Here is an 18,177-nt window from a genome sequence, read left to right on the forward strand (position 1 = left end):
AACCATGACAGGCCTGACACGTTCAGTCGGGCATGCTCCTGCTGATCGATCTTCCCGTCGCCGCGACGGTCGCCATCTTTCTTGCCGCGGCCGCGCTGGTCACCTTCGCCGGCACCCGGCTTTCGCCCGTGGCCGACGAACTGGCGGATCATACCGGCCTCGGCGAGGTGGTCGCCGGGGCTCTCTTCGTCGGAATCTCCACCTCGCTGCCAGGCATCCTCACCTCCGTCCTGACTGCCGCAGCCGACTACCCCTCGCTGTCGATCGGCAACGCGCTCGGCAGCCTGACGGCGCAAACCATGTTTCTCGCGATCGCGGACATGGCGTATCGCCGGGCGAATCTCGAACACGCCGCCGCGACGGTGACGGGGCTCGCGCAGGGCGTCCTGTTCATGGCGCTCCTCTGCGTGCCGCTCTTCGCGGCCTCCTTCCCGCTGCCGGTGTTGGGAATAGACGTGGCGACGCTCGTGATGATCGGCGGCTACGCGCTCGGCCTGCGGCTCCTGACCGGCATCAAGAAGGAGCCGATGTGGGTGCCGGTCGAGACTTCCGAGACGGCGGAGGAGGAATCGGAGCCTGACGAAAGCGGCAGCTCCGCGAAGGAGTGCTGGAAGCGGTTCTTCCTCTACTCGGGACTGACGGCGGCGGGAGGGTACTTCATCGCCGTGTCCGGCGTGGCGCTCGTCCGGCAGAGCGGCATGTCGGAGACGGCTGTCGGCACGATCTTCACGGGCGTCGCGACCTCGCTGCCCGAGCTCGTCACCGCGGTCATGGCCGTCCGGATCGGCGCCGTCAGCCTCGCCGTCGGGGATGTTCTCGGAGGCAACGCGTTCGACGTGCTCTTCCTGGGCGTCGCCGACCTCTTCTACGGCGGATCGATCTATGCCGAGTTCAGCGCCCAGGACCGCTCGACCGCACTGATTGCCCAGACGATGACCGGAATCATCATACTCGGGATGCTGCGACGGGAGAGGAACGGCCCGGGCGGCATCGGCTTCGAGAGCGTCATCGTCCTGGGCCTCTACGCCGTCTCCGTCGCAGTCGTCGCCTTCTGAAGACGGTCAGGGGAGGTGGAAGCCTCCGCCACCGAACATCATGCCCATGCCGCCGAAGATGCCGGCGAAGAGCATCATCAGGAACGAGATGATGAAGGACACGATGATGGCGGCGGGAATGGCGGCAAGGCTCCACTTGATGAAGATCATCACGAGCCGGACGAACGGGATGTCGATGTCCGTGATCGTGATGCGTTCAGAGTGCTCGGCCATGTGATCGGCTCCTGTGACTGTCGAATCCTCCCGCGACTCTTGGGGGATTGGGAGCGTTCCGGCAACGCAGTTTTCCTCCCGGTCCGCCTGAAGCGAACCGTCTCGCATGCTTATCTTCCCGGTAGACACGCAAGGGAAAGGACCAGGAGATGGTCGAAGTCAGAGATCGGGTGGCCGCCTCGTGGCGCCCGGAAGACGAGGCCCGCACGCGCATCGGCGCGGTCGGGCTGAAAGTTCGGGATCTGGACCGGCTCGTCTCGTTCTACCGCGACGCCATCGGCCTCGATGTGGTGGACACACGGCCGGGCGAGGCAGTTCTCGGCGCAGGCGACGAAGCGCTTCTCCATCTGGCGGAGGACAGGGACGCCCGTCTCGACGACCCGCGGGAGGCGGGCCTCTTCCACACCGCCTTCCTGCTGCCCGACCGTGCGGCTCTCGGGCGCTGGCTACGCCACGCGGGCGACACGGGTCTGCAGCTTGAGGGCGCGTCCGACCACCTCGTGAGCGAGGCGGTCTATCTTTCGGATCCCGAGGGCAACGGCATCGAAATCTATGCAGACAGGCGGCCGGAGGAGTGGCAGTGGAGCGAGGGCAGGGTGGGGATGGAGACGCTGCCTCTCGACGTCGCCTCGCTCCTGGCCGCCGCGCTGGGCTCGTGGACGGGCATGCCGGCGGGCGCCACCATCGGGCATATCCATCTGCGGGTGGGCACGCTGGATGACGCGGTGCGCTTCTATGGCGACGGGCTGGGCTTCGAGGTCGTCGCCGAGTATCCAGGCGCGCGCTTCCTGTCGCGCCAGAACTATCACCACCACATCGGAACCAACATATGGCGCAGCCGCGGGAGCGGCCGCCGCGACGGGAGCCGGACGGGACTCGAGTGGTTTTCGATCGTGCTGGACCCCGAGGGCTTCGACGCTCTTGGAGCGAAGCTCGGCAAGCCGACGGGCGGCCACTACGAGGTGGAGGACCCCTGGGGGACGCGCGTCAGGCTCTCGCGGACGCCCGCCTCATGAGCGGGTCGCGAGGGGTTCCCGCCGCTCCAGCATGAAGGAGCCGAGGAAGCTCATGGCGAGGGCACCGTCGGCCTTTCGCGCCTCGACGCGAAAGCTGACGAGGCCCCAGCCGGGGTGCCGCTCGAGATCGCGCGTGCCGACGACCGTGTTGCGGTAGGTGACCTCGTCGCCGGGAAAGACCGGCAGCTTCCAGACGAGTTCGTCGAAGCCGGGGGACGGGCCGATCCTTGGCGGGCGCTGTCCCGAGGCCGCCGCCGTCCGCATCTGGCGCTCGATGTAGCGGACGTTGTGCTTCATCCAGGCGCAGGTCGTGTGCCAGCCGCTGGCGCAGAGTCCGCCGAACTGGCTGTCCCTGCCGCCCTCTTCGGTGAGGTGGAAGCGCTGCGGGTCGTACTTCCGGGCGAAGTCCACGATCTCGTCCGCCGTGAACAAATGCGGGCCGATCTCGTAGGCCTCGCCGATCTCGATGTCCTCGAAGAACTTCATCCGGCCACCACCGCGGGTTCCCGGCGCTCGAACATGATCATGCAAACCAGCGTCATCACGAGGTCGCCGTGCTGGTTCACGGCCTCGCCTGCCACCTTGACGAAGCCAATGGTCGGCCTCGACGCGGAGCCCCGCGTCTCGACGATCCTGACACGCATCGAGAGCGTGTCGCCGGGGCGCACCGGCTTCTTCCAGCGCAACTGCTCGACGCCGGGCGATCCCATCGACCTCGCATCGTGGAGGAGGTTGTCGCAGAGCTGCCGCATCCACAGGCAGACGGTCTGCCAGCCGCTGGCGATCAGCCCGTCGAAGAGCCGGTCCGCCGCGCCTCCCGCGTTCGTGTGCATCGGCTGGGGGTCCCACTCGCGCGCGAAGGCGACGATGTCCGCCTCGCTGAGGCTGACTGCCCCGAGGTCGAACGTGTCGCCCTCCCGAAGATCCTCGAAGCTGCGCATGCTCGAGGCCCGGCTCAGTTGGCGAAGCGGAAATGCATGACGTCGCCGTCGCGCACGACGTAGTCCTTGCCCTCGAGCCGCATCTTGCCCGCGTCCTTCGCGCCCGTCTCGCCTTTGCAGGCGAGGTAGTCGTCATAGGCGATCGTCTCGGCGCGGATGAAGCCCTTCTCGAAGTCGGTGTGGATCTCGCCGGCCGCCTGCGGCGCCTTCTTGCCGTTCTCGATCGTCCAGGCCCGGGTCTCCTTGGGGCCGACGGTGAAGAAGGTCACGAGGTGCAGGAGCTCGTATCCCGCCCGGATGAGACGGTCGAGGCCCGGCTCCTCGAGCCCCAGAGTGTCGAGATACTCGCGGCGCTCGTCCCTCGGGAGGAGGGCGATCTCGGCCTCGATCTTCGCGGAGACGACGACGATCCCGGCGCCTTCGGCTTCGGCCTTCGCCTTCACCCGCTCGGAATGGGCATTGCCGGTCGCCGCCTCGCCCTCGTCGACGTTGCAGACGTAGAGCACCGGCTTCGATGTCAGCAGGTTCAGGGCCTCGAAGGCTTTGCGCTCCTCCTCGTCGATCTCCGCCATGCGCGCGGGCTTGCCGTCCCGCAGGACGACGAGCGTGCGCTCGATGAGCTCGACCGTCGCCTTCGCCTCCTTGTCGCCGCCCTTGGCGCGCTTCTCGAGGCCGGCCACCCGCTTCTCGAGGCTCTCGAGGTCGGCGAGCATCAGCTCCGTCTCGATCGTCTCCGCGTCGGCGATCGGATCGACGCGTCCCTCCACGTGGGTGACGTCGGGATCCTCGAAGCAGCGCAGCACGAAGGCGATCGCGTCGACCTCGCGGATATGGGCGAGGAACTGATTGCCGAGACCCTCGCCCTTCGAGGCGCCGCGGACGAGGCCGGCGATGTCGACGAAGGTCAGCCGCGTCGGGATGATCTCCTTCGAGCCCGCGATCTGGCTGAGTTCCTTCAGCCGGGGATCCGGCACGGCGACCTCGCCGACATTCGGCTCGATCGTGCAGAAGGGATAGTTGGCGGCCTGGGCGGCCGCCGTCTCGGTGAGCGCGTTGAAGAGGGTCGACTTGCCCACGTTGGGCAGGCCCACGATGCCGCACTTGAAACCCATTGAAGATCCTCCGGCCGCGTCTCGAGGGCCGCTTGTGGCAGGTGTCTGTTGTGGTGGTCGGCGGAACGGGCGCGAACGCGCCGTCAGTCCCTCCGGCCGCCGGTCAGCTTGCGCAGCGCCTCCGCGAACGGGTTCGGCGCAGGTTCGGATGGCCCGACTGAGGCGCGGGGCGGGGTCGGCGTGAACTCCGGCGCGGACGGCTCCTTCTGCGGCTTGTCCTTAGCCGGCTTCGTCTTGCTCGCGACCTTGTTCATGAAGCCCGGGTCGTCACCCTTCGCGAGCAGACCGGCCGCGTCGGACACTGCCTCCAGCATCGGCTCGAGCCAGGCCTTGCGCTCCTCCTTCGCGAAGTCGCTGAGCACGTGGGCGTGCACGAGCTCCTTCACGCCGGGATGGCCGATACCGAGGCGCACGCGGCGAAAATCCGCCCCGATATGTGAGGTGATCGAGCGAAGGCCGTTGTGCCCCGCAGCACCGCCGCCCGTCTTCGTGCGGAGCTTGCCGGGTGCGAGGTCGAGCTCGTCGTGAAAGACCACGACCTCGTCCGGCTGGAGCTTCAGCCAGCGCATGGCCTCGCCGACCGACTGGCCGGACTCGTTCATGTAGGTCATCGGCTTGAGGAGCGTGACCTTGATGCCGGCCACGTGGCCCTCGGTGGCCTCGCCCTGGAAACGGCGGCGCCATGGCGGAAAGCGATGCCGCTCCGCCATGGCGTCGACAGCCATGAAGCCGATATTGTGCCGGTTTCCCTCGTAGCGAGGCCCCGGATTGCCGAGGCCGACGAAAAGCACCATCGGTCTCGTCCTTCGCGCCTATCGAGGGCGATCAGCCCTCGTTCGCCTCTTCGTCGCCGGGCTCCACGCCCTCGACGGTCTCGGCGTTCTGCTCGATCACCTCGGTCTCGGGCGTCTCCTCGGATTCCTCCTCGGTCGGCGCGACCGTCGGTGCCGCGATGGTGGCGACCGTGAAGTCGCGGTCGGTGATCGTCGGCTCGACGTTCGCCGGCAGCTTGATCGCGGAGATGTGGATCGAATCGCCGATGGCGAGGCCGGTCAGGTCGGCCGTGATCGCGTCCGGGATCGAGTCCGCGGGGCAGGAGAGCTCCACCTCGTGGCGCACGATGTTCAGCACGCCCCCTTCACGCAGGCCGGGGCAGTCGTCCTCGTTGACGAAGCTCACCGGCACGGCGACGTCGACGCGCGTGTCCTTCGAGATGCGCAGGAAGTCGACGTGGACGGGGGTCTCGCGGACCGGGTCGAGCTGGACGTCGCGCGGCAGGCAGCGCGTCTTCTTGCCGCCGACCTCGATCTCGAAGGTCGTCGTGAGGAAGTGCCCCGTGTTCAGGAGCTTCTTGATCAGGCGCTCTTCGATCTGGATCGGCTCGGGCGCCTTCTTGTCGCCGTAGATCACGGCGGGCGTCATGCCCTGGCGGCGTGCGGTACGGGCGGCCCCCTTGCCGACCTTCTCGCGCGCCGTGGCGGGAAGCGCAACGGTCGCGGTCATGCTAGTCTCCTCGAAATTGAAAAGGCGCCGGCCTCAGGCCGACGCGCGGCCCGTCTCCTCCAGGGGTGCGGACGGGAACGGCGCGCTTATACCGCGCCCGGCCGGAGATGACAACGCCAAGCGGACCCGCCATTCTGCCCCTCGAGACGGCGACTAGCAGGAGGCGAGATGATCGAGGTCTGGGGGCGGGTCACGTCCATCAACGTGCAGAAGGTGATGTGGACCGCGGCCGAACTGGGGCTCGAGTGGCGCCGCCACGACGTCGGCGGCGCGTGGGGCGGAACGACGGAACCGTCCTTCGTCGCGATGAACCCCAACCGCCTCGTGCCCGTCCTGCGCGACGGCGACACGCTCGTCTGGGAATCCCACGCCTGCGTCCGCTACCTCGCGGCGACATACGGCTCGGATGCCCTCTGGCCATCGGAGCCCGGCGCCCGCGCGGCGGCCGACATGTGGATGGAGTGGGCGTCGACGACCCTCATCCCCGCGCTCGGTCCGACCTTCATCCAGCTCGTGCGCACGAAGCCGGAGGCGCGCGATCTCTCCCTGCTCCAGGCATCCATGAAGCGCACGGCCGAGGCCTTCGCCATGCTGGACGCCCACCTCCGCGACAGGGACTTCGTGGCCGGCGATCGGCTGACGATGGGCGACGTGCCGGTGGGGTGCGCGACGTACCGCTACCTGAACCTGAACATCGAGAGGCCGGAGCTCCCTGATCTCGCGCGATGGTACCGCACGCTCTGCGCGCGGCCCGCCTTCCGGACGCATGTCATGGTGCCGCTGGTCTAGAAGCCCGTCTCGCCGCGCTCGATGAGGAGGGGAATGATCAGGTCCTCCTCGTCGTCGAGGTGGAGAACGAGCGTCCTGCCGAGGCCCTCGTAGGACTCGCGAAACCGCTCCATCTCGCCGTGGAAGGCGAGGGGGTCGGACGCCGGCTGTTGCAGGACGCGGTTGGCGATCGCCACGATCTCCCCGATCGCGTGGTGGAGCGCCTCGTGGTCGTTGTCGAGGATGTCGAAGCCGCGCGCGAGGCCGGGCTCGGCGCGCCGGAAGACCGGGAAGTAGTGGTGGTCCTCGACCGCGTGGTGGTTCTCGAGCTCCCCGAGATAGAGGTTCAGCTGGCGCGCGAGCCACGGCTTGAAGGCCTCCGCGCCGAGCCTCTCGATCACCGCCCTGTCGCTGCCGTCGCGGATGACCTTGTCGAGCTTGCGGAACGCGTCGTGGCGGTCGAGCCAGAACCGGGCGACCTCGCCGAGGCCGGGATTCGCGGGCCATCCCTCGCGCGGGTGCCTGCGGGCGAGGACCAGAAGCTCCTCGTCGAGCCGGCGAGGTTGCCCCTGTCTCGTCGGCAGGGCCTCCTCGACCGGCGTCGGACGATCGTCCTCGCGCGTCACGCTTGAGCCTCAGTCGGCGACGTCGGGGCCGTCGAGGGTAAAGCCGAGCTTCAGCTTCACCTGGTAGTGGTGGACGGCGCCGTTCTCGATATGGCCGCGCGTCTCCACCACCTCGAACCACCGCAGGTGCTTCAGTGTCTGTGAGGCGCGGGCCACGGCCCGCTCGATCGCGTCCTCGATGCTCTTCTCCGACGAGCCGACGATCTCCACGACCTTGTAGACATGATCGGACATGGCACTGACCTCGCTGGTGTTCGTGAGTGGGCCCTGTGAACTGGGCCGGCCGTGCGGCCCGTCAAGGGGCGGGAGCCTCTAGAGCACGAGCACGCCCTGCTGCTTCGCCTTGTGCGCCGGCTCGACGTGGATCGAGATCATCGCCTCTTCCATCTCTTCACGCAGGGCGCTCTCCACCTTGTCGCAGATCTCGTGTGCCTGCTCGACCGTCATGTCCGAGGGCACGACGAGATGGAACTCGATGAACGTCATGCGGCCGGCGTGGCGGGTGCGCAGGTCGTGGGCCTCTTGGGCGCCGCCGGCATTCTCGGAGATGAGCTGGCGGATCCTCTCCAGCGTCTCCGGCGCCGGCGCGGCGTCCATCAGGCCGCCGACCGATTCCTTCATGACCTGCCAGCCCGTCCAGAGCACGTTGAGCGAGACGAGCGCGGCCAGGAGCGGGTCGAGAAGCAGGAAACCCGTCAGCGGCACGAGCGCGAGGCCCGCGAGGACGCCGATGGAGGTGACGACGTCGGCCATCAGGTGGCGCCCGTCGGCCGTCACGGCAGGCGAGCTCCAGCGCCGGCCCCGGGTGATGAGATACCGCGCCCACAGGAGGTTGATGATCGTCGCGAGAGCGTTGAGGGCCATGCCCTCGACCGGCGCGTCGATCGGCGTGGGGTTCAGGAACCCGAGATAGGCCTCGCGCATGATGGAGAGCGCCGCGAGGACGATGAGCACGCCCTCGATCACCGCGGAGAAATACTCTGCCTTGTGGTGACCGTAGGGGTGATCGGAATCGGCAGGCTTCGAGGCGTAGTGCAGCGCCACGAGGGCGGCGAAGGCGGCCGCGACGTTGATGATGCTCTCGAGCGCATCGGAGTAGAGCGCGATGGAGCCCGTGATCCACCAGGCCGCCGTCTTCAGCAGAAGCACGACGATCCCGATGAAGACGCTGCACCAGGCGGCACGGATAGCACGCCTCATCGGCATGGGCTCACGGCTCCATCCTCGCGAGTATCTTCACGCCGGGTCGCTTGGACGGCCGGCCGTTCCATCAATGCGTAAGGCGCCCCGGCGCGATCAGTCGAAGAGGCTCGAAACCGATTCCTCGGTGGCCGTGCGCCGCATGGCCTCGCCCATCAGGGGTGCGATCGAGAGAACCCTGATGTTGTGCGAGACGCGCACGGCCTCGGTGGCCTGGATGGAGTCGGTGATCACGAGCTCGTTGATCTGCGAGGCCGAGATGCGGGCGACCGCGCCGCCCGACAGCACGCCGTGGGTGATGTAGGCATGCACCGACGTCGCGCCCTTCTGCATCAGAGCGGCCGCGGCGTTGCAGAGAGTGCCGCCCGAATCGACGATATCGTCGACGAGGATGCACGCGCGCCCCTGGACGTCGCCGATGATGTTCATGACCTCCGACTCGCCCGGCCGCTCGCGCCGCTTGTCGACAATGGCGAGCGGTGCGTCGATGCGCTTGGCGAGGCCGCGCGCGCGCACGACGCCGCCGACATCAGGCGAGACGACCATCAGCTTCGAGGTGTCGAAGCGTTCCTTGATGTCGCGCACCATCACCGGGGCCGCGAAGAGGTTGTCGGTCGGAATGTCGAAGAAGCCCTGGATCTGCCCGGCGTGGAGGTCGAGGGTCATCACCCGGTCGGCGCCCGCATGGGTGATCAGGTTGGCGACGAGCTTCGCCGAGATCGGCGTCCGCGGCCCGGGCTTCCGGTCCTGGCGGGCATAGCCGTAATAGGGAATGACGGCGGTGACGCGCCTGGCCGATGCCCGCTTCAGCGCGTCGAGCAGGATCAGGAGCTCCATCAGGTTGTCGTTCGCCGGGAAGGACGTCGACTGCAGGATGAAGACATCCTCGCCGCGCACGTTCTCCTGGATCTCTACGAAGACTTCCATGTCGGCGAAGCGCCGGACCACGCAGCGGGTGAGGGGCGTGCTGAGATGGGCCGCGATGGCTTCCGCCAGGGCGCGGTTGGAGTTGCCGGCGACGAGCTTCATGGGGCTCCTCGATCTCCTTCTTGGGCGGATCGAAGCGGGAGGAAACGGGTCGGCCGTCCGCCGACGTTTCGCAGCTTCTAACAAGGCACGGGCGCGGTGCAAAGGGGCCGCTTGCCACGCGGTGAACAAACCGCCGAATCTCCGCTTCCGATCCGCTCACCGCAAGCCCCCGTTCTGCTTGACGAAGCTCGGAAACCCAGCGCTCATCCGTCGATCGGGAGCGGGGGGCTCCCCGGACATGGAGATATGAGTGAAGGGGATTCTTGTTGCGGCCATCCTGGCCGGCGCAACGGCGGGGTGCGTCACGACGGAGCAGGCGAACCAGGCGATCCAGATGCAGTGGACCGGCCAGCCGAGCGATGCGTTCTTCTCGGCATACGGACCTCCGGTGAGCGAGTATCGCCTCAACGACGGCGGCACGCTCTACACCTGGCGGGGCGGCGAGACGCAGCGCAACGTTCCGCCCGTCTATCGCCAGATGACGGAGGAGGAGAAGAAGCGTCAGCCCGCCCAGCAGACCATCATCAACGTCAACACCTACGGCTCCCCGAACTGGACGCCCCCGCCTCCGCCGGGGCAGGTGCTCGTCTCGCCGGGCCGCTACGAATATCTGGGCTGCGAGGCGCAGATCGCGACGGACCGGCAGGGAATCATCACGAGCATCCGGACCAGCAAGGATTCCGACGGCGAGGGCCTCGCCTTCTCGCGCTGCGCGGAGGTCTTCGGGGTCAGGGGGTAGCGCGATGGGGGGATCCGTCCGCGTCTATCGCCCCGTCACGAGGCCGTGGAGGCCGTGGACGGCGGCCATCGCGGCGCGTCCGGCCTCCATCCCCCCAGCCCGGAGCGATGTCGCCCGCGGGCAGCTCGCGAACCTGACGGATGGTTCCAAGCGGCCGGCCGTCCGCTGCGGCGATCGACCAGATGATGGCGACGGTGCGCCCGGTGGCCACCTCCGGGCCGACCGTCGCCTCGCCCTCGACGAGCACGTCGGCCTCCGCCCTCGATGCGGCGGGGGTCAGGCCCGCCCGCTGCATCTGCGCGAGCATGGCCTCCGCGAGGGCCCGTGCCGCCGGCGCGTCGAGCCCCGAGATCCCGGTGATGAAGATTGTGGCCCCGGGCGCAGGCTTCGCAAAGGCATGCGCCGGTTCCGCCGAGGGTGCGGCGTAGCCGTGCGCCGCCGCGATACGCTGGGTGGTCGCGACACCGATCTCTGCGGCGGGCGTCTGCGGCTCCGGCACGCCTGCGCGCGACTGCTGTTGCTGCTGTGCCATGGCCGACCCCTCGGTCTTCGGAGCGCCTGCCGTGACGGGCGCACCGCTGCCGAGCCAGGCGGAGACCTGCTCGACCGTCCTCCGGGCGATCGCGTCCAGGGCGGCGTCGGTCACGGTCTGCCACGGATCCGGAAGGGCTGCGGGCAGGCGCTCCTCTCCCTCGATCCGGTGAACGCGTGGCCCGGCATCCGCGAAGACGTCCCAGACGAAGGCGACGACGGTCTGTTTGCCTTCGGACCGCGCCGTGACGTAGCCCTTGAGGCGAAACTCCACCCCTTCCGTGTCGCGACCCACCACGTTCAGGCCCGTCTCCGCCGCATGCGTTCCGAGCGCGGTGGCGAATGTGGCGGTCCGGTCGGCCGGCAGGCCGGTGATCGGCTCGAAGGCGACGGCCTTGCGGGCAGGCGCCTCGGCCGTGGCGACGGTAGCCGGGGCCATCGGCTCGGCCACGATCGTGGGGCCGCAGCCAGCCACCGCCAGCACGAGAAGCAATACGGCGAGTACCCGAGCGACCGGCATGGAATGTCCCACGGTTTTCAGCTTCCTGCGGAGGGGGCACGTCTCCGGCGCGCGCGCCGCGTCTGGTATCGCTATTTCACGATGAGGTCCAGCGGCGCGCGGGTCAGAGGCTCGCTGCCCCCCTGCGTGACGAGCGACGTGCGCCCGAGGGTCATCGCGGTCCCCGAATCGGAGTCCATGATGATCATGTGCGCGAACATCACCATGCCAGATTCGAGGACCCACGGGTTGTCCTCGTAGAACATCGGACGGTCCATCCAGCACGGGGTGAACGTCGTCCCGAGCGAGTAGCCGCAGGCGTTCAGCCGGTGCTCCGACAGGCCGTGCGCATCGAGCACGCGGGCATGCGCCGCGAAGACCTCGCCCGCGGTGCTGCCGGGGCGGATGGCCGCCTCGACCGCTGCGAGAGCCTCCCGGGCCGCCGCATGAAGGGCGACGTGCCTCGGGGTTGCTTCTCCGGTGCAGACCGTCCGCATGAGCGCCACGTGGTAGTGGCGGAAGACCCCGGCGAACTCGAGCGTGATCTGGTCCTTCTCGGACAGCCTCTTCCGGCCGGACTTGTAGCGGCAGAGAAGGGCGTCGGCCCCGGAGCCGATGATGAACTCGTTGCCGGGATAGTCCCCGCCGCCCTCGAACACCGCGCCCTGCATCGCGGCGAGGATGCGTCCCTCGTCGGCGCCTGCGCGGATTTCGGCGAGGCCCGCCTCGTCGGCCGCGTCGGCGAGCCGCCCGGCTTCACGCACACAGGCGATCTCGGCGGCCGACTTCACGGCGCGCAGCCGCATCACGAGGTCGGAGGCGTCGACGAGCGTGGCGAAGCCTTCGAATGCTGCGTCCACGGCCTTCCCGTTCGCGGCGGTCAGGCCCTGCGTGTCGTACTCGATGCCGAGCCGGCCCGCGGAGAACCCGAGGTCGCGGACCATCTCCTTCAGCTGGCCGGCGGGCGTGGCGCCGGCGCGGTCGGTCCAGATCCTGATGTCGGCGATGTTGGAGGTGTGCCGGGCCTGCCGCAGGTCGGCCGATCGGGTGAGCAGCGCCATGCGCCCGTCGGTGCCCACAAAGAGGCACTGGAAGAAGCAGAAGCCGAACGTGTCGTAGCCGGTCAGCCAGTGCATCGAGTTCTGGTTGAAGAGAAGGATGCCGTCGAGCTCCGCCTCCGCCAGCGCGTGGAGCAGGCGATGCCGCCGGTCCTCGAACTCGCTCGCGTCGAAATGCAGTGCCATCTCGTGCGTCAGCCTCTCGTTTCGTCGCGGCCGTCGAGCGGGTGCAGCGCGATGGCCGAGATCAGCCGGCCATAGTCGGCCTCCTGCGCGTGCGTCGCGCGGCGGTAGGAGAAGAACTCTTCGTCGGCGTAGGTGCAGCGGCCGAGGTCGGTGACGTTCGACAGGCCGATGCGCCCCAGCCGGGCGACGATATAGGCCGGCAGGTCGAAATGCGGCTTGCCGCCTTCCACGAGCTCGTCGAAGAAGGGCTCGCTGTCGGGATCCTCCTCCATGAAGCGCGCCCGGAACTCGCGGCCGACCTCGTAGGCTTCCCGGGAGATCGTCGGGCCCACCACGGCGACGATCCGGTCGGCCTCGGCGCCGAGCCGCTCCATCGCCTCGACGGTCATGTCGAGCACGCCGGACAGCGCGCCGCGCCACCCGGCATGGGCGGCGCCGACGACGCGCGCCGCAGGGTCGGCGAACAGAACAGGGCCGCAGTCGGCGGTGGAGACGCCGATGGCGATCCGTTCGAGCCGCGTCACGACGGCGTCGGCCTTGGGCCCCTCGCCGTGCGGCCACGGCTCCTCGACGACCTTCACGTCGGCGGAGTGGAACTGGTGGGGCGTGACGAGCTGGTGCACCCGTACCCCGAGCGCCGCGGCGACGCGCGCGCGATTCTGGATGACGTTCGCCGGGTCGTCCTTCGAGCCGAGGCCCACGTTCAGGCTGTCGTAGATGCCGGTCGAGACGCCCCCGTGGCGGGTGAAGAAGCCGTGCCGGATGCCCGGCAGCGCGAGCGCCTCGCTCTCGATCATGCGTGTTCTCCCGATGGCGGGCGGCCGCTTCGCCCGAAGGCTCGAAGGTGTGCCGGGAGGCTAGGCAATGTCAAACGGCTGCGGTGTCGCCGTGCCGGGGGTCACGAGGGCCAGGACCTTGAAGAGATCGCCCATCGCGCCGACACCGGTCAGCCGCTCGAGAGCCAGCCCAAGATCGCCCGCGTCGGCCCCTCCCTTGCGCAGCCTCTCGGCGCGGGCGCCGATGCCGAGGGCCGTCAGGAAGCTGCCCTGCGCGAGGGGGCCGTGGCTGTCGGCGCCTGCGGCCCGAGCGGCCTCGGCGAGCGCGCCGAAATCGACATGGGCGGTGAGGTCCGCTTCGCCCGGGGCCGCCAGAGGATCGGCCGGCCGCTTGCCCTTCAGCGCCTGGAGCGTGTCTCCCGGAGCGGCGGCGCGGTAGCCGTAGTCGATGACGAGGCCGGCACCCGGAGCGTCCGCCATGCGGCGGCCGATGGCGGTGGCGACGGCGCGAGCGGCCTCGCAGATCTCGGCGATCGCGCCTTCGGGGGCGATCGCGAAGGCCGGGCCGAGATCGGCCTCCACCGGCTCGGCGTCGACGAAGGCCAGGCCGCCTTCCGGGGCGAAGGCGACCCGCCGTTCGCGCCAGCTCTCGCCGCGGCGCACGAGATGCCGGATAGGCAGGGCGTCGAACAGCTCGTTCGCGACGAGAAGCGTCGCGCCCGCCGGCACCTCGTCCAGCGTCTCGTGCCACTCGACGGGCAATCCGGAGAGGCGATCCGCCTGCTGTGCGCGCAGGCGGGGGCTCGTCTCGACGAGGTGGATGCGGGCGGCGTCCCGCAGGCCCGGCACGAGCGCGAAGGTGCGCCAGATGTCGGCCGTCAGCGTGCCGCGTCCGGGACCGAGCTCAACTAGGGCGACGGGGGAGGGTGATCCGAGCACCGTCCACATATGCGCGAGCCATGCGCCGACGATCTCGCCGAACATCTGGCTCACCTCCGGCGCGGTGGTGAAGTCGCCCGACTGGCCGATCGCCGGGCGGCTCATGTAGTAGCCGTGCTCCGGGTGGCCGAGGGCGAGCGCCATGTAGCGGTCGAGCCGCATCGGGCCGTTGAGGTCGATCTCCCCGTGGATGAGCTCTTCCAGCCTGTTCACGGATAAGCCGACCCGGCGGTCGGGCGGGGCGGTCGCCTGAGCGCCGCGGCGGCGACGGCGAGTCCCACGAGGATCATCGGGATCGACAGGAGCATGCCCATGGTGAGGCCGCCCCAGAGGAAGCCGAGCTGCGGGTCGGGCTCGCGGAAGAACTCCGAGACGGTGCGACCGAGGCCGTAGCCTGCGAGGAAGAGACCGGTCGTCAGCCATGGCCGCGAGAGCGAGCGGTAGGCCCAGACGCAAGCCGCGAGGACGGCGAACAGGAGAAGTCCCTCGAGGGCGGCCTCGTAGAGCTGGCTCGGATGACGCGGCTCGGGGCCGGCGAAGGGAAAGACCACCGCCCACGGCACGTCGGCCGGCCTGCCCCAGAGCTCGCCGTTGATGAAGTTCGCGATGCGCCCGAGGAAGAGCCCGGCCGGCGCCGCCGCGGCCGCGCAGTCCGACAGCGCGGACAGCGGAATGCCGCGGGCCCGGGTGAACAGGACGAGGGCGACGGCGACGCCGAGGAAACCGCCGTGGAAGGACATGCCACCCTGCCACACCGCCAGGGCCTCCACCGGGAATTGGAGATAGTGCGGCAGGTTGTAGAAGAGGACGTAGCCGAGCCGTCCACCGAGGACGACGCCGAGCGTGCCCCAGACGATGATGTCGTCGACGTCGCGGCGCTGAAGCGGCGCGGAGGCGCCGGGCGTCGCGCTCCACAGCCTGTCGGTCTTCACGAGCTGGAGCATGTACCACCAGGCGAAGAGCAGCGCCGTCACGTAGGCGAGCGCATACCACCTGATGGCGAACGGCCCGATCGAGATGGCGACGGGGTCGATCGCGGGGAAGGGCATGACGAAAATGGGCATCGGCGGGGCCGGCTCGCTGTGGTTGGAGGCGGCGGGACGGTGTGGGGCGGGGCCCGGCTTGTCAAGGGAGCGGCGGCGCCCTCAGAGCGTGACGCGCCAGACGAAGTCGCGGCTCGCTCCGGGTGGCACTATGAGGATGCCTGGCTTCTCAGCGAACTCGCCGTCCCAGTCGACGGGGCTCGCCATCGAAAACCACGGCTCGATGCAGACGAAGGCCGCGCCGCCGGGTTTCGCCCAGATGCCGAGGTCCTTGTAGCCCTCCCAGCCGACGGTGATGGCCCGGATCTCCTGCCCATCGGGCCCCCGTGCGGCGTAGCGCACGCTGCGGCTTCCGACCGCCGGCATCACCAGGGCATCGCGCTCGAACAGGCTTTCGGCGAGGGGCAGCGTGGTGCCGTCGAACGGAAGGGGCTTGGGGTCCGCCAGCAGGCTGTCCCGAACCGACAGGGCCTGGCCTGTCTCCCGGCTCTCGAAGACGACGACATGCGCCTCCTTCGGCACGCCGTCGACGAGGGGCCAGCGGAAGCCCGGATGGGCGCCGACACCACAGGGCAGAGCCTCCGATCCCGTGTTCGTGACCCGTGTGGTCACCGACAGCGTTCCGCCGTCCGCCTCGTAGATCATCTCGAGCACGAAGGGGAACGGGTAGCGGGCGAGCGTCTGCGGGCTCTCCGTGAGCCGCAGGGAGGCGCGGCCCTCGGAGCGCTCCGTCCATCGAAATCGACAGTCGCGGGCGAAGCCGTGCTGCCCCAGCGAATACGCCTTGCCGCGGTGGCGCAGCGTGTCGTCCTTCAGGCGGCCGACGACGGGGAAGAGGAGGGGCGCATGGCGCGGCCATTCCGGCCCCGCCTGCCACAGGAGCTCCCGGCCTTCGGGGTCCCGGAGGCCGATGAGCTCCCCGCCTGCGGCCGTCACGGTGGCGGACAGGCCGGGGGCCAAGACCGTGTGGCGGTCCGTCATACGGGCCCGGTTCCTCGCATCATCCGCCCGCTCAGTGCCCCGCGGGGCCGCTCGTCAGGAAGTGGCGGGCAAGGCCCAGGACGATGAGGATCAGGACGGCGATCGCGAGCCAGGTGCCGAATCCGTATCCGTAGAACGTGCCGCCGCTCAGGATGTACTCGATCATCACTCTCTCTCCCGGATGTCTTGGCGATAGTTCATCCTATCGCGCCCGGCCGGGGTTTTGGAGCCTCGGTTGGACGCTGCTGCGTCACGCGAGCCGCGCATTGTCGCCGACGAAGGGATTGTTCACCCGCTCCTCGCCGAACATGCCCCCCGGCCCGTGGCCGCACAGGAACTGGATGTCGTCGCCGAGCGGGAAGAGCTTGTTGCGGATCGAGTGCAGGAGCGCCTCCGGATCGCCGCCCGGGAGGTCGGTCCGCCCCACCGAGCCGTTGAACAGGACGTCGCCGACGATGGCGAAGCGCGCCTTCTTGTGGACGAAGACGACCGAACCGGGGCTGTGGCCGGGGCAATGCAGGATGTCGAAGGTCTCCCCCGCCATCTCGATCGTCTCGCCCTCCGACAGCCATTGGTCGGGCGTGACGTTGCGGACGCCCGAGATGCCGTACTGGATGCCCTGCATCTCGAGCCGCTCGAGGAGCGGGCGGTCGGCCTGGTGGGGCCCGTAGATCTTCAGGCCTTTCGCCTGGCGCATCTCGGCCGCGCCGCCGGCATGGTCGATGTGGCCATGGGTCAGCACGATCTTCTCCGGCTCGACACGCAGCTCCTGAAGTGTCGCGTCGATCCGGGCGAGATCACCGCCGGGATCGATGACGACGCCCTTCCTCGTCTCTTCGTCGAAGAGGATCGTGCAGTTCTGCTGAATCGGAGTGACGACGACGATCGCCGCGTTCAATTTCGCCATGCGAAGCTTCCTGTCAAAAACTCGCCCCTTTGCTAGTCGAAGCCTCGCGGCGAGGGAAGGGCGGGGCGCGCACCGTGCGCCGTCCCGCGCGGATCCGGCCGGGGAGTGGAGGCGACATGGACTTCTTCCGCATCATAGACGCCGAGAGCGTGAAGCCTGAGGCGGGGGCGCCCGCGGCCGAGCGGATCGAAGAGGGCAGCCCGCGCACGACCACCTGGGTCGCCTCGGAGACCCCTGACGGGAAGACCATCGCGGGCATGTGGGAAGCGACGCCGGGGCGGTGGCGGGTCGAGTACGACGAGTGGGAGAGCTGCACCATTCTCTCCGGCATCTCGATCGTCCGCTCAAGCGGGGGCGCCGAGCGCACCGTGCGCGCCGGCGACAGCTTCGTGATCGAACCGGGCTTCAGAGGCACGTGGGAGGTCGTGGAAACGACACGAAAGGTGTTCACGGTGAGGCTGCCCTGAGCGGCAGGGAAGCGGGAGCGGACGAGGACGGCGAGAGATGCGGCAGACCGGGACGGTGAAGTTCTTCAACCAGGCCAAGGGCTTCGGCTTCATCCAGCCGGACGACGGCACGAGCGACGTCTTCGTCCATGTCTCCGACGTCGAGAAGTCGGGCCTTCCCGTCGTCGACCAGGGCATGCGGATCTCGTTCGAGGTGATGCCCGACAAGCGCGGCAAGGGGCCGAAGGCGATCAACCTGCAGATCGCGAGCTGACCTTGCGGGACACCGGCGTCGCCTGTGCTATCCTGTTCCGGATGGGATAGGAGCGCGCCTCGCACTCTTCGGACTGCTGTCGGCCGGCCTTGCCTCGGCAGCCGCGGCGAACACGGTCTTGCCCGGAAGCGGGCCCGAGGCGGGAAGCGCCTCGAGGCCGTGCAGCTGCCGATCCGCCGGACGCGACTACCTGCTCGGCGCGACGACCTGCATCAGGGGCCGGGTGGCGCGGTGCAGGCTCGTCCTCAACAACACGTCTTGGGACATCGGCGAGGCTCCGTGCCCGGTGTCGCTCCTGCCGGATCTGGCTCCCGACACTCCCCTTGCGCGTCAGC

The 18,177-nt window shown here is 69.0% G+C and carries 24 protein-coding genes; 6 read left to right on the forward strand and 18 right to left on the reverse strand.

The genetic code is table 11. The features are described 5' to 3' along the window. Window positions 1–32: 32 nt before the first annotated feature. Window positions 33–1,055: a sodium:calcium antiporter gene (locus N177_RS15655; protein ID WP_023433359.1), complete on the forward strand. Its 1,023-nt coding sequence runs from the start codon at window positions 33–35 to the stop codon at window positions 1,053–1,055. Between the two features lie 6 nt (window positions 1,056–1,061). Here N177_RS15655 and N177_RS15660 read toward each other — a convergent pair whose 3' ends face one another. Beyond that, on the reverse strand, window positions 1,062–1,268 hold the full coding sequence (locus tag N177_RS15660) for a hypothetical protein (protein ID WP_023433360.1): 207 nt from the start codon (window positions 1,266–1,268) through the stop codon (window positions 1,062–1,064). 149 nt (window positions 1,269–1,417) lie between these two features. Between N177_RS15660 and N177_RS15665 the strand changes: the two genes are divergently transcribed. Then, on the forward strand, window positions 1,418–2,284 hold the full coding sequence (locus N177_RS15665; protein WP_051402423.1) for a VOC family protein: 867 nt from the start codon (window positions 1,418–1,420) through the stop codon (window positions 2,282–2,284). Here the strand turns inward: N177_RS15665 and N177_RS15670 are convergent. From N177_RS15670 to N177_RS15690, 5 genes are all read right to left on the reverse strand, one after another. Then, a complete protein-coding gene (locus tag N177_RS15670; RefSeq protein ID WP_023433362.1) occupies window positions 2,279–2,770 on the reverse strand; it encodes a hotdog family protein in 492 nt (163 codons plus the stop codon). The two genes, N177_RS15665 and N177_RS15670, sit on opposite strands and share 6 nt — an antisense overlap. After that, window positions 2,767–3,225 (reverse strand): MaoC family dehydratase, encoded by a 459-nt coding sequence (locus N177_RS15675; protein WP_023433363.1) that lies wholly within the window; start codon window positions 3,223–3,225, stop codon window positions 2,767–2,769. The genes N177_RS15670 and N177_RS15675 overlap by 4 nt, the downstream gene beginning before the upstream one ends. A gap of 14 nt (window positions 3,226–3,239) precedes the next feature. Continuing rightward, complete coding sequence (gene ychF, locus N177_RS15680; protein WP_023433364.1) at window positions 3,240–4,337, reverse strand: redox-regulated ATPase YchF; 1,098 nt, start codon at window positions 4,335–4,337, stop codon at window positions 3,240–3,242. 83 nt (window positions 4,338–4,420) lie between these two features. After that, window positions 4,421–5,131: an aminoacyl-tRNA hydrolase gene (gene pth / locus N177_RS15685; protein ID WP_023433365.1), complete on the reverse strand. Its 711-nt coding sequence runs from the start codon at window positions 5,129–5,131 to the stop codon at window positions 4,421–4,423. Between the two features lie 31 nt (window positions 5,132–5,162). Next, window positions 5,163–5,840: a 50S ribosomal protein L25/general stress protein Ctc gene (locus N177_RS15690; RefSeq protein ID WP_023433366.1), complete on the reverse strand. Its 678-nt coding sequence runs from the start codon at window positions 5,838–5,840 to the stop codon at window positions 5,163–5,165. 168 nt (window positions 5,841–6,008) lie between these two features. On the opposite strand from N177_RS15690, the gene N177_RS15695 reads away from it, so the two are divergent. Then, a complete protein-coding gene (locus tag N177_RS15695) occupies window positions 6,009–6,629 on the forward strand; it encodes a glutathione S-transferase family protein (protein ID WP_023433367.1) in 621 nt (206 codons plus the stop codon). Here the strand turns inward: N177_RS15695 and N177_RS15700 are convergent. The 4 genes from N177_RS15700 to N177_RS15715 all read right to left on the reverse strand — a co-directional run bounded on the left by N177_RS15700 (window position 6,626) and on the right by N177_RS15715 (window position 9,463). Then, a complete protein-coding gene (locus N177_RS15700) occupies window positions 6,626–7,234 on the reverse strand; it encodes a hemerythrin domain-containing protein (RefSeq protein WP_023433368.1) in 609 nt (202 codons plus the stop codon). The two genes, N177_RS15695 and N177_RS15700, sit on opposite strands and share 4 nt — an antisense overlap. 9 nt (window positions 7,235–7,243) lie before the next feature. Further along, window positions 7,244–7,468: a dodecin gene (locus tag N177_RS15705; protein WP_023433369.1), complete on the reverse strand. Its 225-nt coding sequence runs from the start codon at window positions 7,466–7,468 to the stop codon at window positions 7,244–7,246. 78 nt (window positions 7,469–7,546) lie between these two features. Beyond that, window positions 7,547–8,434 carry a cation diffusion facilitator family transporter gene (locus tag N177_RS15710; RefSeq protein ID WP_040486054.1) on the reverse strand — a complete coding sequence of 296 codons (888 nt, stop codon included), beginning with the start codon at window positions 8,432–8,434 and terminating at the stop codon, window positions 7,547–7,549. Window positions 8,435–8,530: 96 nt separating this feature from the next. After that, entirely contained in the window at window positions 8,531–9,463 is a 933-nt protein-coding gene (locus N177_RS15715; RefSeq protein ID WP_023433371.1) for a ribose-phosphate pyrophosphokinase, read from the reverse strand. 250 nt (window positions 9,464–9,713) lie between these two features. On the opposite strand from N177_RS15715, the gene N177_RS20715 reads away from it, so the two are divergent. After that, a complete protein-coding gene (locus N177_RS20715; protein ID WP_023433372.1) occupies window positions 9,714–10,202 on the forward strand; it encodes a hypothetical protein in 489 nt (162 codons plus the stop codon). Here N177_RS20715 and N177_RS20720 read toward each other — a convergent pair. From N177_RS20720 to N177_RS15755, 8 genes are all read right to left on the reverse strand, one after another. Next, window positions 10,192–11,253 (reverse strand): hypothetical protein, encoded by a 1,062-nt coding sequence (locus tag N177_RS20720; protein WP_152527943.1) that lies wholly within the window; start codon window positions 11,251–11,253, stop codon window positions 10,192–10,194. The genes N177_RS20715 and N177_RS20720 overlap by 11 nt on opposite strands. A 71-nt stretch (window positions 11,254–11,324) precedes the next feature. Next, window positions 11,325–12,476, reverse strand: a complete 1,152-nt coding sequence (locus N177_RS15730; RefSeq protein WP_023433374.1) for a M24 family metallopeptidase — start codon at window positions 12,474–12,476, stop codon at window positions 11,325–11,327. A gap of 8 nt (window positions 12,477–12,484) precedes the next feature. Beyond that, the gene (gene pgeF, locus N177_RS15735; protein WP_023433375.1) at window positions 12,485–13,273 is read right to left on the reverse strand and encodes a peptidoglycan editing factor PgeF; all 789 of its coding nucleotides are present in this window, start codon (window positions 13,271–13,273) and stop codon (window positions 12,485–12,487) included. A gap of 60 nt (window positions 13,274–13,333) precedes the next feature. Beyond that, window positions 13,334–14,404: a class I SAM-dependent methyltransferase gene (locus tag N177_RS15740; RefSeq protein ID WP_023433376.1), complete on the reverse strand. Its 1,071-nt coding sequence runs from the start codon at window positions 14,402–14,404 to the stop codon at window positions 13,334–13,336. Beyond that, window positions 14,401–15,255, reverse strand: coding sequence for a prolipoprotein diacylglyceryl transferase (gene lgt, locus N177_RS15745; protein WP_023433377.1), 855 nt, complete (start codon window positions 15,253–15,255; stop codon window positions 14,401–14,403). The genes N177_RS15740 and lgt overlap by 4 nt, the downstream gene beginning before the upstream one ends. Before the next feature lie 81 nt (window positions 15,256–15,336). After that, window positions 15,337–16,215 carry an aldose 1-epimerase family protein gene (locus N177_RS15750; RefSeq protein ID WP_023433378.1) on the reverse strand — a complete coding sequence of 293 codons (879 nt, stop codon included), beginning with the start codon at window positions 16,213–16,215 and terminating at the stop codon, window positions 15,337–15,339. 31 nt (window positions 16,216–16,246) lie between these two features. Further along, window positions 16,247–16,381, reverse strand: coding sequence for a hypothetical protein (locus tag N177_RS22260; protein WP_023433379.1), 135 nt, complete (start codon window positions 16,379–16,381; stop codon window positions 16,247–16,249). Between the two features lie 84 nt (window positions 16,382–16,465). Next, window positions 16,466–17,122, reverse strand: coding sequence for an MBL fold metallo-hydrolase (locus N177_RS15755; RefSeq protein WP_023433380.1), 657 nt, complete (start codon window positions 17,120–17,122; stop codon window positions 16,466–16,468). 116 nt (window positions 17,123–17,238) lie between these two features. Here N177_RS15755 and N177_RS15760 point away from each other — a divergent pair, with 116 nt between their 5' ends. After that, on the forward strand, window positions 17,239–17,589 hold the full coding sequence (locus N177_RS15760) for a cupin domain-containing protein (protein WP_023433381.1): 351 nt from the start codon (window positions 17,239–17,241) through the stop codon (window positions 17,587–17,589). A gap of 37 nt (window positions 17,590–17,626) precedes the next feature. Continuing rightward, a complete protein-coding gene (locus N177_RS15765) occupies window positions 17,627–17,842 on the forward strand; it encodes a cold-shock protein (protein WP_023433382.1) in 216 nt (71 codons plus the stop codon). Window positions 17,843–18,177 lie beyond the last annotated feature (335 nt).

This window comes from Lutibaculum baratangense AMV1, from assembly GCF_000496075.1.
Lineage (GTDB): Bacteria > Pseudomonadota > Alphaproteobacteria > Rhizobiales > Tepidamorphaceae > Lutibaculum > Lutibaculum baratangense.